This is a genomic window from Treponema sp. R8-4-B8 (genome assembly GCF_054786175.1).
On the sequence record NZ_BDHE01000489.1, the window covers coordinates 262,724 to 279,989 of the forward strand.

Consider the following 17,266-nt stretch of genomic DNA (forward strand, 5'->3'; position numbering starts at 1 on the left):
ATGTTCTAATTTTCTGCTTCTTCAATTTCGGTAAATCCGCTTATTATGTCGCATATTTCGGATAAAATATCGTATGGTATCTTTTCAATAAAACTGGCATCTCGTACAGTTAAATCAAGGGCTTTTACTTGATCGGTCATAACAACGCCTGTTGTTGCTGTTCTATTGTCCAATTTGATGTGTATTGATATGTTTCTGTCTGTGTTGGTAATAGGGCATACTAACGCAACACCTCTGGCAAAGTTATTAAAACTGGCATTACTTACGACAACGGCAGGGCGGTGTCCTCGCTGTTCATGACCTTTAGTCGGGGTGAAATCCATTTTAATTATATCGCCTTGTTGTGGGTTATAAGCCATTAGAGCAGTTCTCTTCCAACAGGTTCTCCCGTGTCCCATTCTTCGGCTTTGTAATTCCCGCTATAGTTTTTAAGGCGTTCTTTGAGCGTTATGTGTTTACGCATTGCTTTTTGCTGAAACGGCAAACCTTGTTCAATAAGGCATTGCTGAAAAAATATATTAACGGCTGTGTTTATATTCATTCCAAGTCTGTTATACAGTTTTTCAATGTCATGCTTTACATTTTCGTCTACGTTTACTGCCATTTGTACCATAATAACCTCTCATTTAGCCTTGGCGCCAATAAGTTGGCGATAACGGCGATTTCAACCGATCATTAACAAGCTGTGTTAATGATTTTCCCTTTTTTTACTATAAAATAATCAGCTGGTACTTGCAAGTCCCTCTTCCCCTCTCCCTCACACGATGTATGCCCAAAGGATTTATTCAGTACAGGCGGGCAGGCTGCGCACGCTGTAAAAACTTCGTAAGAGTCCGCCTCGCACTGTCGGCCACCTAAAGGCGGCCTTGCTTTTATTGTGGACTGCGGCATTTATTGGTGCTCTCAGCGTGCGGCATTATTGATCAAGAGGGGAACCTTCGACCTACGGTCTCGGTTGAGGTTCTACACGACTACGCCGTGCGTTTATTTGGCTGCACCTCCGAGCCAATACTAACAAGAAATTTATTGGGCATACATCTTATACCGCTAATGGTCATAGTCCCCCTATTCCCTCGCAAATAAAGGCATAACCCTCGTGCGTTTCTCGGTATCAGGCACTTTTTGATGAACAGGAAAGGTTGTAATCTTTCTCAACTATTTCCTGCATATTTCGGACAATTGCGCTTAGGGCGGCAAGACGGGCAAGCATTGATTTTTGCTTTGATGTAGGAAGCAACCTCCCCTCATCTTCAGCTTTGTGGACTTCTTCTACAATTTTGTCAACGTCAATATTATCGTAATCCATTTAATTGTCTCCTTCCAATAAATAAAAATACTTTTTTTGCAATTTATTGGCGTGTATTACCACCAAACGATTGCGGTCTTCTTCTTCGATTGCAATTACTTCAATTGCGTTTCCCAAATGGTCAAAACCAACAAACAGGCGTTTCAAAGGGGGTTCATGTAGCGTTTTGTCGTTTCTGTAATTGTATATACAAAACATGATGCTTTCTTCTGATATTCCATGTTTAAGTGCGCTATCCAAAATGACAATATCCACATTAACCCCTGCCTATATTATACCACTTTTCACGGCTTTTTGAAACCTCCGCCGTGCATTTCTCGCTGTTTGATAATTTTAGTGCATGAAATAGTATCTCCAACCTACTATTTTTAGCAGGTAAAAAAACGCTAAAAACAGGCAAACCTACTAAGTTTTGCAGGTAGCAGACTTATTTTTCAAGCCGTATATTTTTCATAAATGCGTGTTTTGAAACACGTAAATTTATTTCAGGAGGTATACTATGAAAAAGTATACGCTTTTTTTCGTCTGTTGTTTGATTTCGCTCATTGCGACAGCAACCGTTTCCGCACAGGGCTTTACAGGTCCCGGCGTTAATCCACCGCCGCCGCCCCCTTTTGGTTCCGGCACTAACCCACCGCCCCCAGGAGGACCCGGGTCAAACCTACCACCGCCTCCAGTTGAAGGAATTCCAGACAGATATGGATTCACAGGTCCGGCACGGACTGTTACAGTAGAACAGGCAAAAACTTATGCACACAGAACTCCGGTAATTGTAACAGGGACTATCGTTCAGGCTATTGGCGGTGATTTATATTTATTCCGTGATTCATCAGGTGAAATAATCTTGAGAATAGGCCCGCGGGAATGGTACGCTTTAGGTTCAAATATCAGCCCTTCCGAGAAAATTGAAATCAGCGGCGAACTTCACCTAGATCAAAGGGACTGGCAAAGAGCGCCTGAAATTCATGCAAGATATATCAGGAAAATTTAATTTTTCCGTTTTACAGGCGGATAATGCGTCAACAGTGTATTTGTTATTTATCCGCCTGTAAATTGACCCTATTGGTTTTTTAGGGTAGTCTGTTTTAAGAGGTTTATTGATGAGAGGATATACACCTTTAAGCATATTTATTTTATTGCTGTTATTCACAACGGTATTTGTTTACGGGCAGGGATTTACCGGACCGGGTACAAATGGACAGCCTGTTATGGTCAGCCAGCCTATAACAATTAGCGAGGCAAAAAATTACCCCCATGATTCATGGATAGTATTAACCGGAAATATCGTTAGCGTACTGCCTGGCGGCAGACATTTCATGTTTAGAGACTCATCAGGGGAAATTCCCGTTGAGATCGGTCCGAAAGAATGGAGAGGCTTGTCAGCCGCAACATCGGACACTGCGGAAAACCGTGTGGAAATTTGTGGAGAAGTAAAAATAGAGAGAGGGCAAATTTTTATTAAAGTACACGCCATAACTTCGGCAACAAGATCAAATGTCCGACGGTATAATGTTACGATCAATGAAGCGCAAAACTTGCCCCATGATTCATGGGTAGTATTAACCGGAAATATAGTCTACTCGTTACCGCCGCCCCATGATTATACTTTCCGTGACTCTTCGGGTGAAATAACCATTGACATTGGACCGAAAGAGTGGCGTGGTTTATCGGTCGGAGTATCCGACAGAGTTGAGATTTCAGGCGAAGTGAAAAAAGAAAGAGGGCAAGTTTTCATTAAAGTACACGCAATAAGAAAAATTTAATTTTTATAGAACAAAAAGGGGTATACGGATTGCCTAAAAAATTGGACTTTGCCATTACAAAACTTTTTCAAATACGTGACGAACTATCCTTTCGGAATATCAGAAAGGAACTGTTGCCATATCTGCTGATTTTTCCTATTTCTGTTGTTATGGGAAACTTGCGCTATTATGACCATAGTATAGCGTTGGCAGGGTTTCGATCTTCAGAATTAACATTTTTTCTTTTAGGTCTTGGCTGGCTCATCTTAACTTTCACCCCCAAACACCAGATAATGCCGTTTCTGCGTTTTACGGCGGTTGTTTCCGCAATTCTCCTTCCCTTCCTGATTTTCATGCCGGTAGGTTTCGTGTGGTTTACCCTGTATATGGCTTTTAAATTTTTTAATGGATTATGCGCCGCCTGCGCTTTCTTTTTGTTCTGTTTTGTGTTGAACAACATTGAACGTCTGTTCGGCATGGCGATTATTCAATTTTACTACGGCATTTATTATGCGACATGGAGCATATTCCCCGCTTTTCATACGGCTGGTGAAAAATGGGGATTAGTTTCTGTAACGGCAATTTTTCTTGTCATTGTTTTTCTTTGCGGAAAACCGCAGGAAATCAATATTGACAGTGACGGCAAAGGGTCAGGCGTTCCCTTTGTCATCGGTCTTGACGTTGTGTTTTATATGATCGTGTGTATGGTAAATTACATTGAGTGGGGAGAAAACAGCCTGTCCGGTCTTGCGTTTGGGGTGGGAACTTTTATTTCTGTCGGTCTCGTAATTATCGTCCAACTGCTCATTGGGCGTAGCGCACTGTATCTCTGGCTGATGTTTCTGGTTTTTTCCCTGTTGGGATTAGGCGCTCTGTTATACGATACGCACGTAACGCTTATTTCAGGTTCTTTTGCCTACGGCTTGGGAGACGGTCTCGGTTACATTGTTATCTGCTATATGTGCGCCGGAGCAATCAAGCGGAGCAAGTCCCTGCGAATGTTCAGGCTGTACTGCCTTATGTTCTTTGTCGAGTATTTTGTTATTTCAGGTCTCTTTACCCTTTACTTCAATTATTTTGATACGCCCCATAAGTTTCTTGCTTTTGGCGTTGTACTGGTACTGGTCAGCGTCAGCCTTTTGCTCATGCCGTTTATGCAAAAAAGATTGTTTGATGCGGACTGGACAGACGGTCTCTACCTTCGGGATATGGAAGAATATTCCCTGCCATTTGCACAGGCGGAAGCGATTAACGCACAAAACAATCTTGATCTAACGCCCCGTGAAGAAGAAATTTTTACCATGCTGCTTACCGGCAGAGCGCCTAAAGAAATCGCCCATACCCTGAAAATCAGTTACTATACGGTTCTCTTTCATCAAAAAAATCTTTACCGCAAGTTGGGTATTCAGAGCAGGGCTGAACTTTTTGCACGGTACAATACTATCTCAACGGAAAAAACAAAATAGCGTATTTATTTTGACCAACCTACAATCATTTGTAGGTGTAAAACAATCATAAACATGGAAGACGCATTGGTGTCTCCTATGATTTAGCCAAGAGGAATTTTGTTTTTTCCTCTTGACCGCTCCCTCTCCTTAAGCACACATTATTTGTCCGGTCGAAACAACCGGCATATTTTTCGGACCATCCCATTTCCTCGCCTCATAAGTCGTTTTGTTGCATAATACCGAATACATAAGTTCCGCCAATTTGCGGGCTATCGAAACTATGGTCTTCTTTTTACTTACTTCCTGGCATAACGTATAATATTTATAACGCGTAAAAAGAGCCCCGCCTTTTTTTGAGAGCGTCATCGACCATGCCGCTTGCACAAGCAAACCGCGAAGATAACCGTTCCCCCGCTTGGTTATATGCCCGTGCCGTTGGATTGTCCCGGAAAAATCCAGCCTCGGGACAAATCCGATATAATTGCTCACTTGCGCCCCTTTGCTGAACCGGCTGCCGTCTCCGACATGGGCCGTAAACGCGAAAGCCACTACAGGGCCGATGCCGGGTATGCTTTGCAACCGCTTCATGTCCTCATCGTTTTTCGCCTCTTCCTTTATTTTTTCCCTCAATTCCTTTATACGCTGATCATGCAATTCCAGATATTTCAAAAGCCATTCCGCTTCTTCCCTCTCATATCCCGTCAAAACTTGAATCGCCTCCCGCCGCCGTTCCGCCGTCGCAAGATTTTTCTTCACTATAGTGGTATGCCCCTGATGCACGAATATGGCGTGTAACGTGTTGATCAGACCAGTCCGGTTTTTCATTTCCCTTCCATAACTTGACAGTATCTTCCGCCGCTCCATTTCTTTCTCACTGGGCAGCGGCACTATCGGCAGTTTTTCGTCCCGCCTTTCTTCCACAAGATGCGCCAGTTTCATCGCGTCTTCCTTGTCAGTTTTGGTCGGCGCATCCCAGATAAACGGCAGTTTCGCCGAGTTCAACACCCGCACTTCGCTGCCGACCTTTTCCATTATCTCCCGCACCATAATAAACGCGAGATTTCCCGCTTCCAGCGCTATTTTGTCTGTCATCTCCAAAAGCCTGTACAGCGCCTGCCGTCCTTGAAGACTGGTTTTCCCGTGATGGATCGTCATCTTGCTGTTTTTGCCGATGACCGCCATCATGTATTCCCGTTTTCCAAGGTCAATTCCCACAAACCTTCTCTTTTCTTCTTTCATATTTCCTCTCCTTAATATAAAATAAGGATCAGGAGCGATTTTCGGGTGACTGGTAACACCGTACTCCTATTCGTTGTCTGCCGTTCTTCCGCTTTCAGGCGTTTGGACGGCAGCAACACTTTGCTTTACGGCGGCCTGCTGTGATTAATCTGACACTCGAGGATCACGGCTTTTTTCAGCGCGTCCTCACGACACCCTACAACCTGCTGCCGGCTCTCTGATCCCGTCAGATCAGAGTACCAATCTTTCCCAATAATTTATATCATAGCAATCTGTCACCACTTTTTGGTAGTGTCGTTAGGTGACATTTGTACACTAGGGGTGGTGTAGTGGGTAGTGGATAGTGTTTAGAGGAAGCGAAATGCTATCCACTACCCACTATCTACTAATAACCGTAGGTGCAGTGTACTTGCTCTTCTTTGTGATCTTTGTCCCTTAGTGTTCTTCGTGTGAATTTTTTCGTAAGGAGATTTAAATTTGAATGAAACAATCCATCGCTTTCGCCCTATTTTTTATCTTCTCCTAGCTTTCCTCGCCGGTTGCCTACTCACAGGACTTTTCTTCAATAGACAACGATTTACAAACATTTAATAATACATTCCCCCCAAAAATTTTCACACAAAGAACACAAAGGTACAAAGCTCACGAAGTGATAAATTGCTTATTACCGCTAGAAGATGTATGCCGAATAAATCCTTGAGTACAGGCGGGCAGGCTGCGTGCGATGTAAAAACATCTTTCGGGTGTTCCCCGCCGGAGAGACTTTGGAATAAAACAAAGAAAATTCAGAGAAAAAACGTTCGGCGACATACCCTAGATAAAGCTTTCTACCCACCGCTATATAGTCGCCGAAAGGCTCACAGCCAAATAAACGCACGGCGTAGCCGTGTAGATCAATAATGCCGCACGCTGAGAGCACCAAAAAATGCCGCAGTCCCAAATAAAAGCAAGGACACCTTTAGGTGGTCACCAGTGCGAGGCGGGCTCTTACGAAGTTTTTACAGCGTGCGCAGCCTGCCCGCCTGTACTTAATAAATTCTTGGGCATACATCGTGTAGCTGTTCGTGTTGGTTCGTGTGGTTCGTGGTAAATTCTTCTCTCCCAAGTTCGCTCTTTATTAGTGGTAAACATACTGATAAACCACCGCCTTCCTCCCCGAAACCAATATCGGCACGTTGTTCTCCAACTTAAAACAATCTGGTACCACCCGTAAAAAATCATCACTATTCGCGCATAACACAACCGCTCTCCCGCCATCTTTCAGTATTTTACGAAGAACATCAAACATCTCTTTATAAAACGCGATCTTGTTAATTTCCCGGTACTCACCCCACGGAGGGTCTGTAACAATAGCGTCAATGCTTTTTTCGGCGACAAGGGAAGGCAATGAGGAGAAATCACTCTCATAAAAAACAAAGCCCTCCTTTTTGCGCTTGTTAAATTTTGCCTTTGCGTATAAGGCGGCTTCCCTGTTATTATCGCAGGCGATAAATTTGGTTATATGAAAATGTTTTAACGCCGCGTCGGGAATTGAGCCGTAGCCGCAAAAAGGGTCCAGAACGGTATCGCCGCTTGAAAGACGGGCAAGACGGCACAATGACCACGCAAGAGGCGGCGGCAGTTCTCCCTTGTGAAGCGTCTTTTCCCATGAAGAGCGCAGGGTAAGGCGTTTCATAAAGACAGAGAAATTAGTTTGATTTTTTTCGCTTCTGAACAAAAACCAAAATTCAGCGTCAGGCAGGCTTCTGTTCACTCTCAAGCCGGAAAATCGGGAAATATAACTTTCAGCGTCCGCTCTCAGTTCTTCATCAATTGCCGCCGGAACATTTTCGGCGGAGGCGACAATTCTGAAAGTGTGAAATTTTTTGCTGTTGTTACTGACAACTTCGCTTGCGGCATTGTTTTTTATCGCCGACTTTATGTGCTTTTCAAGAGCGGTCTTCGGCTTAACATCGTTATCCGCGTGATCCATTACGCTTATTACGGCAAAGATATTGTTAAAGCAAAAAAAATTAAGATTATCGTAGCCTGTCGCAGTCTCAAATAAAACGGCTCCGTCAAGCAGTTTGTGAATCTTAGCGTCGGAAAGGCGTTCTTTTATTACATCAGCGATTAAATTCTGCAAGCCGGGAATAAATGACGCGTAAAACTCGTTCATTAGCAAATAAAACCATGTTTTGTTAAAATCCGCAATACGCGAAGATGTTCCCTATTCTTTTGTTTTTTAGTGTTTTACGAAATATTGACTGAAAATTAAATGGCTGATATAATTATTACTATTAATTGAGTCTTTTTACCAAGCCAGTTTTTCTTAAAACAACTCAATCACAGGGGGTTTATCTTGAATCAATTATTATCCATTAACACGTTATTTTTTATTGTGCCGGTAGGTTCAATCATTGCCTTGCTTTTTGCCGCTTATCAGGCAAGGAAAGTTTTGAAATTTTCTGAGGGCAACGAGATCATGCGGAAAATTTCAGCCTCGATACGGAAAGGGGCAAACGCCTACCTGAAAAGGCAGTACACGGGGGTTGGGTTGTTTTTTATCGTGATGTTCTTTGTTTTGGGCATCATGGCGTTTACAAAATTTTTAACGCCCTTTGTTCCCTTCGCCTTCATCACCGGCGGCTTCTTTTCCGGCCTTTCCGGTTTTATCGGAATGAAAATAGCGACTTCAGCTAACTCAAGGACGGCGCAGGCCTCGTCTGAAAGCCTGAACAAGGGTCTGCGTGTCGCCTTTTCTTCCGGCACGGTGATGGGTTTTACCGTAGTTGGATTGGGGCTTTTGGATCTGTCGATTTGGTTCTTCTTATTGAAGTATGTGTTTTATACTCCCGATTCGAGCGCGATTGTTGAATTGGTCGCAAGCGGTTTGACAGTTGAAGCCGCGCAGATACAGCGTATTTCTCTGGCGATGCTGACCTTCGGCATGGGCGCTTCAAGCATGGCGCTCTTTGCCCGTGTAGGCGGCGGCATCTTTACAAAGGCCGCCGATGTCGGCGCTGACCTTGTTGGAAAAGTCGAGGCTGGAATCCCCGAAGACGATCCGCGTAACCCGGCTGTTATCGCGGATAATGTTGGTGATAATGTAGGGGACGTTGCGGGCATGGGCGCCGACCTTTATGAATCCTATGTCGGCTCCATTGTCGCTACCATCGCCCTCGCTGTTTCAGCGCACTATGATTTCGGCGGGGCGGTGGTTCCCATGCTTATGGCTACCATTGGAACGATAGCTTCTCTTATCGGAAGTTTCTTTGTCCGCTGCGGCGACAAAGCGTCGCAAAAAACTTTGTTAGGCGCGTTGCGAAAAGGAACATACATCTCCTCAGCGATCATCGCCCTTGCCGCTTTCCCAGTAATCTACTACTGCCTTGATTGCGCCAATAATCCAAGCCGCATCGGCGTTTATTTTGCCGTTTTGTCCGGGCTGATCGCAGGCGTTCTTATCGGATTTGTAACCGAATATTTTACTTCTGATAATTACAGCCCCACAAAGAATCTCGCTGCGGCAAGCCTTACCGGGCCTGCCACAATTATCATCGGCGGAATTTCACTTGGTATGCTTTCTACCCTTATGCCGGTAGTCATTGTCAGTATTTCTGTTATGGTAAGTTTTTATGCGGCTGGCGGCGCGGCCAGTTATTCAGCAGGGCTTTACGGCGTTAGCATATCCGCAGTAGGAATGCTTTCCACTCTTGGCATTACGCTTGCCACAGACGCTTACGGCCCTGTAGCGGATAACGCCGGCGGCATTGCCGAAATGTCCGGCCTGCCCCCCGAAGTAAGGAATCGTACCGACGCTTTGGACTCACTTGGCAATACCACAGCCGCCACCGGCAAAGGCTTTGCAATAGGTTCCGCTGCGCTCACCGCTTTGGCTTTAATCGTCGCTTATATCGACGAGATCAAATTGTACATACCAAAGTACAAACCCGATTTTCAATTGAGGCTTGAGCTTAACAATCCTCCTGTACTGATTGGCCTTTTTATCGGCGTAATGCTTCCCTTCCTTTTTTCATCCATGACTATGAGCGCGGTTGGCAGGGCGGCGCAGAGCATCGTTAGAGAAGTCCGCCGCCAGTTCAAGGAAATCAAGGGGCTTATGGAAGGCACCGCGGAAGCGGATTATAGCACCTGTGTTGACATTTGCACCCGTAACGCGCAAAAAGAAATGGTGCTTCCCGCTTTAGCCGGTATTATTTCACCCATTATTGTCGGACTGATTTTTGGGGTAAACGGCGTAGCAGGCCTGTTGGCGGGCGCGACTGCCTCTGGCTTTGTTCTTGCTATTATGATGGCAACCTCAGGCGGCGCGTGGGATAACGCGAAGAAATACATCGAAGCTGGAAACCACGGCGGCAAAAAGTCTGACCCGCACAAAGCTGCGGTTGTCGGCGACACTGTCGGGGATCCCTTTAAGGATACTTCCGGCCCGTCAATTAACATTTTGATAAAATTGCTTTCAATGGTTTCCATTGTTTTTGCGGCGCTCATTCTGCGGTTTTCTTTGTTTCATTAAGGTTCGGAAGATTTCACACGAAGATCACAAAGGTACAAAGATCACAAAGGGGGATTAGGGGTTATTGTCCGAAGGCTATGCGTGAGCTTCACGATAAGATAACGGACAAAAACCCCTGATTCTTCTTTGTGATCTTCTCTTCCTCCGTGATCTTTGTGTGAGGTCTTCTAGATAAAAGCAGAGGAGTGTTTGAATTTTTGTGAATTTCGCGCGAATAATTCAACCAGCACCGGATCAAATTGGCTTCCGCTTCCTTCGGTGATAATCCGTACCGCTTCTTCATGGGTGAAGGCTTTTTTATAGGGGCGTTCCGAAGTAAGAGCGTCGTAAACGTCTGCAATAGCCATAATACGTCCAAGAAGCGGTATCGCGTTTCCTTGAAGGCCGCGGGGATAACCTGTACCGTCCCATTTTTCATGGTGGCTGGCGGCAAAAATTTTCGCGTATATAAGAAATTCGCTTTCCTTTGCCAGAGTTTCAATTTTTTCAATTACCTGTTCGCCAAAGCTGGAATGTTTTTTCATTTCTTCAAATTCTTTTGTGTCAAGCTTTCCCGGTTTTTTAAGGATATTGTCTTCAATTGATATTTTTCCTACGTCATGCAGTTGGCATGACTGGATCAGCAGGTTCTTATCCCAGCCTTTTGTTTCTTCTTGGTAAATGCCGTTCTTTTCAATTTCTTCCAACAGGATTTTTATTCCGCGTTGGGTTCGCTCTATGTGTCCGCCTGTGATGTCATCTCTGCATTCTACCAATTCAGCCATTGTTTTTAGGAGGGCGTTCTGCAATTCCAAAACATTTAGTGTTTTTTCTTCAACCATTTTTTGCAGATTGTCATTAAAATTTTTAAGTTCAGCGGCTTGTTTTGCCAGCGTTCTGCGCTGCTCTTCCACCAACAGATGTACTTCAATGCGCTTTAGAAGCAAAGACGGTTGAAAGGGCTTTGTAATGTAATCAATAGCGCCCAATGAAAGCCCTTCAAGTTCGTCATCTGATTCGGATTTTCCGGTAAGAAAAATCACCGGAATATCCTTTGTTTCCGGTTTTGATTTTAGGATTTTAATCGCTTCATAACCGTTCATTTCCGGCATATCAATGTCAAGCAGGATCATGGCGGGATTGTTGTTTTCCAAAAGGTTAAACATTTTTTCCGCGGAGGTAACCGTCGCAACCGCGTATTTTTCCGACAGGACATTTCTCCCAATTTTAAGATTTGCCGGGTTGTCATCTACCAGAATAATCAATACTTCATCATTTTCCATGATTTACTCCTTTGTTTTCGCAAGCAGTTCATCAAGCATTTCTCCCGCCTTTCCGTATTCGCCTGTCAGCACTTCATCGGATATTTTTTCCACCGCCGCTTTAGCGCCGGCGTCAAGGGTCTGTTGCTCCAGTTGCTTGAGGATGCGATCAATGCCTTTGGCGTCATGCGATTTTAGCGCGGCTGCAAGTTCTTTAAATAATGGGGAATATGGAGCAGGGAGCGGGGAAGCGTCATGTTCTTCAGTCATACCCAGTTTCAACGCGTCCCGAATATTTTTTACCAGTTCCGCCAACTGTCCGGCAAAAGCGTCCAGATTTTTACTGATAAAGGTTAAGTCTCCGGCTTTACCTGCGGCTTCAAGAGCGGCGGCTTTTTCGGAAACATCATCCGCCCCCAAACTTGCCGAAGCGCTTTTCAAAGCGTGGACCTGTGTAGTAAACGAGAGCAGGGCGTCCGCTTCTGGCGTTTTTTGCAACAGGGGCAGGCGTTTTTCCGCGTCTTTACAGAAGAACGACAATACGCCGCGATAGTTTTCTTCCGTTCCACCCGTCATTTCGATTCCTTTTTCAGTATCAACGCCGGGGATAGCGGGGAGTAGGGAGTGGGGAGTGGGGAATGGGGGGTTAGGGTGTGGAGATTTCGGATCAGAATCCCCACTCCCTGCTTCCCTTTTCTCTTTCGGTATCCATCTGTCAAGCATTTCATCCAGCTTGGATATGTCTATAGGTTTGGCAAGAAAATCATTGAAGCCGTTTTCTATAAACATTTCCCGCATTCCCACAACGGCGTTGGCGGTTAAGGCAACAATAGGTATTTGCGGATAACCGGATTCTTTTTCCCAAGCGCGGATGGCGGCAGTTGCTTCAATGCCGTCCATTTCGGGCATCATGTGATCCATTAGTATTATGTCATAATTGAGCTGCTGTGAAGCCGCGTGTTTCACCAGTTCGATAGCGTGCGAACCGCTGAGGCAGGTGTCTACTATTACCTGATAAGGCGCGAGGAGGCCTTCGGCTACTTTGAGATTGGTAGCGATGTCATCCACAATTAAAACCCGCGAGGTGGGGAATGTGTACCGGATTATTCCAGAAACATCCGTGTACCCCTTGCTGTCAGCCTTGCCGTTGAGAACATTGGCAATTGACAAAGACTGTACCGGCAGAGACATAAAGCGCACATTGGGAATAAAAGACTCAAAGCCCGATTCAACCATCAGGGCAAGGGGAGGTTTTTTTCCTCCGGAAAAAGCCGCGTCGTCTTTTTCCAGCAGAGGCTTTATTTTGTCATATAAGCCGTAGCCCGAGAACACATAGAACCAATCTTCGCTATACAACGCCGCGGCAAAATCATCTTGATTCGTTACCATGGTATAGGGAACATTCATATTATCCAGAGTCCAGCATACCGATTTGGCGTAGACGGCCCGTCCTTCATAGACCAATACCTTTTTCTTTTCCGGCTCTTCCACGGCGGCAAAGGGAGTTTTCGATTCAATACTCTGAGGGATAGTTGCCGTAAAGGTACTGCCCCTGCCGTATTCGCTTTCCACCGTGATGTCTCCGCCCATGATAAGGCAGAGCTTCTTTGTAATCGCAAGGCCGAGGCCTGTCCCCTCTATGCCCCGGTTTCTTTTCGTGTCCACTTGGATAAATTCGCCGAACAGTTTCTCCTTGTCTTCAGGCTTAATTCCCTTTCCGGTATCGGTTACGGCTATTTTAAGCCAGACCTGTTTGCTGTCCTGCTTTTCTATGGCGATGGTTAAACCAATATAGCCCTTTTCCGAATACTTGACCGCGTTTGACAGAAGGTTAAGAGTTATCTGCCGCAGTCTTACTTCGTCACCAATGAGGCAGTTGGGAATATTCCCGTCTATATTGGAAAAGAAGCGTAGCGGTTTTTCTCCAATCCGCATTCGGATAATATTTATTGAATCGTTGATCAAAGACGAGAGCAGATATTTGACTGGGATTATTTCCAGCTTACCCGCTTCAATTTTGGAAAAGTCCAGAATATCGTTGATGATGGAAATAAGATTATTGCCCGCCTGTTTGATGTCCTGCGCGTAACCTCTGGCTTCATAGGACAATTCCCCTCGCAGTAAAAGTTCCGCCATGCCGGTGATGGCGTTCATGGGCGTGCGGATTTCGTGGCTCATGCTGGCAAGGAAACTGCTTTTGGTACGGTTTGCCGTTTCCGCCTCATTCTTAAGTTCTATCAGTCTGCGGTTTTGATGTCTGATTTCATCTACAATATTAAAAACATATTCCCCAGTTTCTTCAACATTGTTCTGGTAAACGACAAGCAGGCGTTCAATGTCTTCTTTTGAAACATTAGATTGCTCGATCATCGCCCCAAGGCTTTTTCTGATAGCCTCGTAGTTCGCGATAGCCGACTCGCCCGACTGCAAATCCGCTGATTCGGCGTCCATGCTCCCTTTAAGGTAGGAAATCGTAATGTTCAGAAGTTCGCTTCGGCTTACAATATCAAAAACCAAAGACTTGAGTTTGCTGTCTGTGTAATGAAAAAGCCGTTTGGCTTTGTAAGGGTCAACCGTTCCTTCTTCCGGCAGAGTCCCAAAAAAAACGGCGGTTAATGTCTGGTTGTGATGGGTAAAGAGTTCTTCTCCGTATGTGTTAAATCCAATCATCGGGCATTGGCTGAAAATATTGTTAAAAGCGTTAAGCTTGTTAAGCTCATTAATTTCCAGATAGCGCAGTACGCAATTAAAAAGGAGGCAGCCCTGTATGCCGGGAAGAAACTGCGCGGCTGCGGCAAGCCCTTTTTTTGTATGCTCGATTATGTCTCCCTGTTTCAGGAGAAATACCTTTGTCCCCGCTTCAATGTAACAATAAAACTGAAGCCCGACGCCATCAATAACGGCGTTAGGGCTGCGTACATAGATACTTTCCCCAAACTTAAGCCCCACAGGGTGTTTGGAAAAAACGCCCGCGTCCAGTTTGTTTATATCATTTATGCCGATTTGTTTCGCGTAAAATTGAGCGGCAGGCTCCCCGTTAATTTCCCACGCGATCCGCTTCATGGTTTCTACCCTTGTAATGGAAAAAGAAGTGTCGGTGGGAATGTAATGCACATAATGGTTAAAAAAGAACGGTATCTTCATTTTAAGGATGAGCGCGGCAAGCCCGTCTCCCGAAAGCCTGTCGCCAACGCCGACTAGCGTTTTGGTAAAAGTCAATTCGTCCGCGGCGGCTCCGCCGACAAATGCCATATTAAAACTTTGTTCCAGTGAAAATTCTTTTATAATTAGTTCCCCCAAACAAAGACCGTCAAAAAAGATCAGTCCAAGGTATTCATCGGGATTGATGTTCTCCCCTTTAATCTGCCGTTTCAAATCGGCGATAGCGTTTTTCGCGGCTAAGGCCGGGTCTGTTTTTACCCCTTCCTGAAAAGACGAATAGACTTGCTCGACTTCATTGGCTGAAAGGGACATTGCCGTAATGCCGTTTTCCACCGCTCCCGCGCTTGACCAGCCGCCGATCATCGAAGTGCCCGCGCACACGGCTTGAGGAAAAGCTTTTGTAAGAACTTTTTGAGGCTCGTACTTTTCAAAATTCGGTGAGAAGAAATAAATAATAGCCTTTGTATCCGGCTGGTATATATCGTTTATAAGTTTTTCAATATCCCAATTAGTTCCTGACGCTGTTTTAATTGCCATAATTTTTGGATTCTCCTATAATTCTTAATAATAACATAATAGCAGAAAAATGCTATTATGCGTCAAAAAAAAAGCGTGGTTATATTCTTCTCTTTCTTGATTTTCACTCTTTTTCATGCTATGTTTACTTCTCGGCTTCCATTGCGCGGATTATGGCGGCGGTTTCGGGCATTGTCGGAGGGTGGTCGCCAGAGGCGGGGACGGTTACTGACGGGTATAATTCCCACGCTTCTCGGATTGGGTAGAGGACGGCTTCTTTTCCGTAGCGCCGCCATTCGCCGGCTCCTATACGCCATGCGCGGGCAAAGCCTTCGTTGGGAACGGTTATTTCAACGGGTAGCCATCGGCGGCGTTTGCCGTCTTTGCCTTCCAGTTCGATTATGTCTTTGCTGTCTTTCTGCCAGTTGTTGTCGCCTACTTCAAATGCCATGTAGAGGTGTCCGGGGACGGTGATAAAAGCGGTTTCTACGTCTAACGCTTCTAGTAATGAGCAGAATAATATTGAAAGATAGGTGCAGTCGCCGCCTCGATAGTATAACGCCTGATAGGGGTAGCTGACGTTATCAAGAGCCGCCTCGTTAGCTGAAAGATTTTTGTATGAGGTGGCGGGTACTACCACGTAACTTATACCGTATATGCGAAGGGCTTCAAATAGGGCGGCGGCGTAGCGGACGTTTTGCGGAGCGTTGCCTGTTTGCCCCTGCCCTTCTATGGCGCTTGCGACATAGCGGGAAAAGATGCGGACGGAGCCGTCTTTCGGGGAGACGAAGGCGGCGGCGCGGCGGTCGTCTTCCCAACTGAAGGCGTTACGGTGAAATATGGGCATTTGTACTGTTGACGTGCTTTCTTTTTTCGCGCCTAAACTTCGGTATTGGATGTTTATTGTTCCTACTGCGTTGGTGTTTTCTGTCAGGTTGATTAATACTTCATTGAATAACGCGGTTACAGGAATTTCTATGGTTTCGCCGCTTGCTATGTGCGGTATGGTTGCGAATGTCCAGGGTTGTCCCATGAAACTGTCCATGAAAAAAGAAAGGCTTACCGCTGTTATGGCGTTGGGTTCTTCGTTGGTGATTTTTATTTTCGCTATGGGGTTGTGTTCGTACCATGCCCATGAAACGGGAAATACGCGGTACTGTTCAGTTTTTTCAATTTTTACTCGCGCCCTGCCGGTCATTATTTCGGAGAGGTTTAGACGTATGCCCAATGTGGCGTTTATCGAGGTAATGGGTGTGGGCGAATCGTATACACGATAATTGTATACGCCTTCTGCAAATACCGACAAATGAGGCAGTATGCGGAATTCCGCGCCTATGTCGAAGGCGGCTGTGGCTTTTGTTCCGCTTGTTTCGTTTCTTGAATATTGGTATACGCCTCCGCTTATTCCGGCGCGGATAGCCCAGCGGTCAAGCGTACCCTTTTGGGTACTAGGTTTCCAACGGATAAACGGTCCGAATTTTCCTTCATAGATTGAAAAGGGGCTGCCGATCTGCGCGGCTAGGCTTGAAAAGCCGCCTCCGGCGCTTAATCCGAAATTAAAGTTTTTGGCAAATTGCAAGAATGACCAATCAAGGGAAATAGATGCGCCCATGCCGGAACTTAAATGTTCCGCGCCGATTGGAGTTTCAAAGGTTGGGGCTAGGGAGAGGGTGAATTCGTTTTCGGCGAAAAGAGAATTAGCAAATAACAGGTAACAAATAACAAAGATTAGGGGGTGGGGAAATGAGCAGTGAGCAGTGAGCAGTGAGCAATGAGCAGTGAGTAATGTAAGAAGAAGATTTCACACGAAGAACACTGCTAAAAACCTGCGGTTTTTAGCTAGGAGTTTTGCCAAAGAGACATATACAGTATTAATTACCTTTTTTTAATCTGATAAGACACAATGCTTTTTTATAATTGTTTGTGTTTGGCAAAACTCCATACTTTTACTCTAAATAAACGATGTTTGAAATCAAACGAACGTTTCTTGAAATCCAACGAACACTCGTTGAAATCCAACGAACACTTCTTGAAACTTAACGAACACTTCTTGAAATCCAATGATCATTCGTTGAAATCCAACGAACACTTCT

13 protein-coding genes are annotated in these 17,266 nt (G+C 45.2%); 4 read left to right on the plus strand and 9 right to left on the minus strand.

The annotated features are described in order from the left end of the window. Positions 1–5: 5 nt before the first annotated feature. From ACYVRA_RS16475 to ACYVRA_RS16490, 4 genes are all read right to left on the minus strand, one after another. A complete protein-coding gene (locus ACYVRA_RS16475; RefSeq protein ID WP_461253825.1) occupies positions 6–359 on the minus strand; it encodes a type II toxin-antitoxin system PemK/MazF family toxin in 354 nt (117 codons plus the stop codon). Next, positions 359–613, minus strand: coding sequence for a type II toxin-antitoxin system RelB/DinJ family antitoxin (locus tag ACYVRA_RS16480; RefSeq protein WP_461253826.1), 255 nt, complete (start codon positions 611–613; stop codon positions 359–361). The genes ACYVRA_RS16475 and ACYVRA_RS16480 overlap by 1 nt, the downstream gene beginning before the upstream one ends. 498 nt (positions 614–1,111) lie before the next feature. Beyond that, positions 1,112–1,306 carry a hypothetical protein gene (locus tag ACYVRA_RS16485; protein ID WP_461253827.1) on the minus strand — a complete coding sequence of 65 codons (195 nt, stop codon included), beginning with the start codon at positions 1,304–1,306 and terminating at the stop codon, positions 1,112–1,114. Next, a complete protein-coding gene (locus ACYVRA_RS16490; protein ID WP_461253828.1) occupies positions 1,307–1,561 on the minus strand; it encodes a hypothetical protein in 255 nt (84 codons plus the stop codon). It lies immediately after the preceding gene. 244 nt (positions 1,562–1,805) lie between these two features. Here ACYVRA_RS16490 and ACYVRA_RS16495 point away from each other — a divergent pair, with 244 nt between their 5' ends. The 3 genes from ACYVRA_RS16495 to ACYVRA_RS16505 all read left to right on the plus strand — a co-directional run bounded on the left by ACYVRA_RS16495 (position 1,806) and on the right by ACYVRA_RS16505 (position 4,514). Further along, complete coding sequence (locus ACYVRA_RS16495) at positions 1,806–2,297, plus strand: YgiW/YdeI family stress tolerance OB fold protein (RefSeq protein WP_461253829.1); 492 nt, start codon at positions 1,806–1,808, stop codon at positions 2,295–2,297. 109 nt (positions 2,298–2,406) lie between these two features. Then, positions 2,407–3,069, plus strand: a complete 663-nt coding sequence (locus tag ACYVRA_RS16500) for a NirD/YgiW/YdeI family stress tolerance protein (protein WP_461253830.1) — start codon at positions 2,407–2,409, stop codon at positions 3,067–3,069. 29 nt (positions 3,070–3,098) lie between these two features. Further along, the gene (locus ACYVRA_RS16505; RefSeq protein ID WP_461253831.1) at positions 3,099–4,514 is read left to right on the plus strand and encodes a helix-turn-helix transcriptional regulator; all 1,416 of its coding nucleotides are present in this window, start codon (positions 3,099–3,101) and stop codon (positions 4,512–4,514) included. Between the two features lie 129 nt (positions 4,515–4,643). Here the strand turns inward: ACYVRA_RS16505 and ACYVRA_RS16510 are convergent, their stop codons facing one another. Together ACYVRA_RS16510 and ACYVRA_RS16515 are read right to left on the minus strand one after the other, a co-directional pair. After that, positions 4,644–5,735, minus strand: coding sequence for an IS110 family RNA-guided transposase (locus ACYVRA_RS16510; RefSeq protein WP_461253832.1), 1,092 nt, complete (start codon positions 5,733–5,735; stop codon positions 4,644–4,646). Positions 5,736–6,852: 1,117 nt separating this feature from the next. Further along, positions 6,853–7,893 carry a TRM11 family SAM-dependent methyltransferase gene (locus ACYVRA_RS16515; RefSeq protein ID WP_461253833.1) on the minus strand — a complete coding sequence of 347 codons (1,041 nt, stop codon included), beginning with the start codon at positions 7,891–7,893 and terminating at the stop codon, positions 6,853–6,855. 183 nt (positions 7,894–8,076) lie between these two features. Between ACYVRA_RS16515 and ACYVRA_RS16520 the strand changes: the two genes are divergently transcribed. Further along, a complete protein-coding gene (locus tag ACYVRA_RS16520; protein ID WP_461253834.1) occupies positions 8,077–10,254 on the plus strand; it encodes a sodium-translocating pyrophosphatase in 2,178 nt (725 codons plus the stop codon). 167 nt (positions 10,255–10,421) lie between these two features. Here ACYVRA_RS16520 and ACYVRA_RS16525 read toward each other — a convergent pair whose 3' ends face one another. The 3 genes from ACYVRA_RS16525 to ACYVRA_RS16535 form a co-directional block, all read right to left on the minus strand. After that, a complete protein-coding gene (locus ACYVRA_RS16525) occupies positions 10,422–11,516 on the minus strand; it encodes an HD domain-containing phosphohydrolase (protein ID WP_461253835.1) in 1,095 nt (364 codons plus the stop codon). A gap of 3 nt (positions 11,517–11,519) precedes the next feature. Next, complete coding sequence (locus ACYVRA_RS16530) at positions 11,520–15,194, minus strand: ATP-binding protein (RefSeq protein ID WP_461253836.1); 3,675 nt, start codon at positions 15,192–15,194, stop codon at positions 11,520–11,522. A gap of 124 nt (positions 15,195–15,318) precedes the next feature. After that, complete coding sequence (locus ACYVRA_RS16535) at positions 15,319–16,785, minus strand: hypothetical protein (protein ID WP_461253837.1); 1,467 nt, start codon at positions 16,783–16,785, stop codon at positions 15,319–15,321. Between the last annotated feature and the right edge of the window lie 481 nt (positions 16,786–17,266).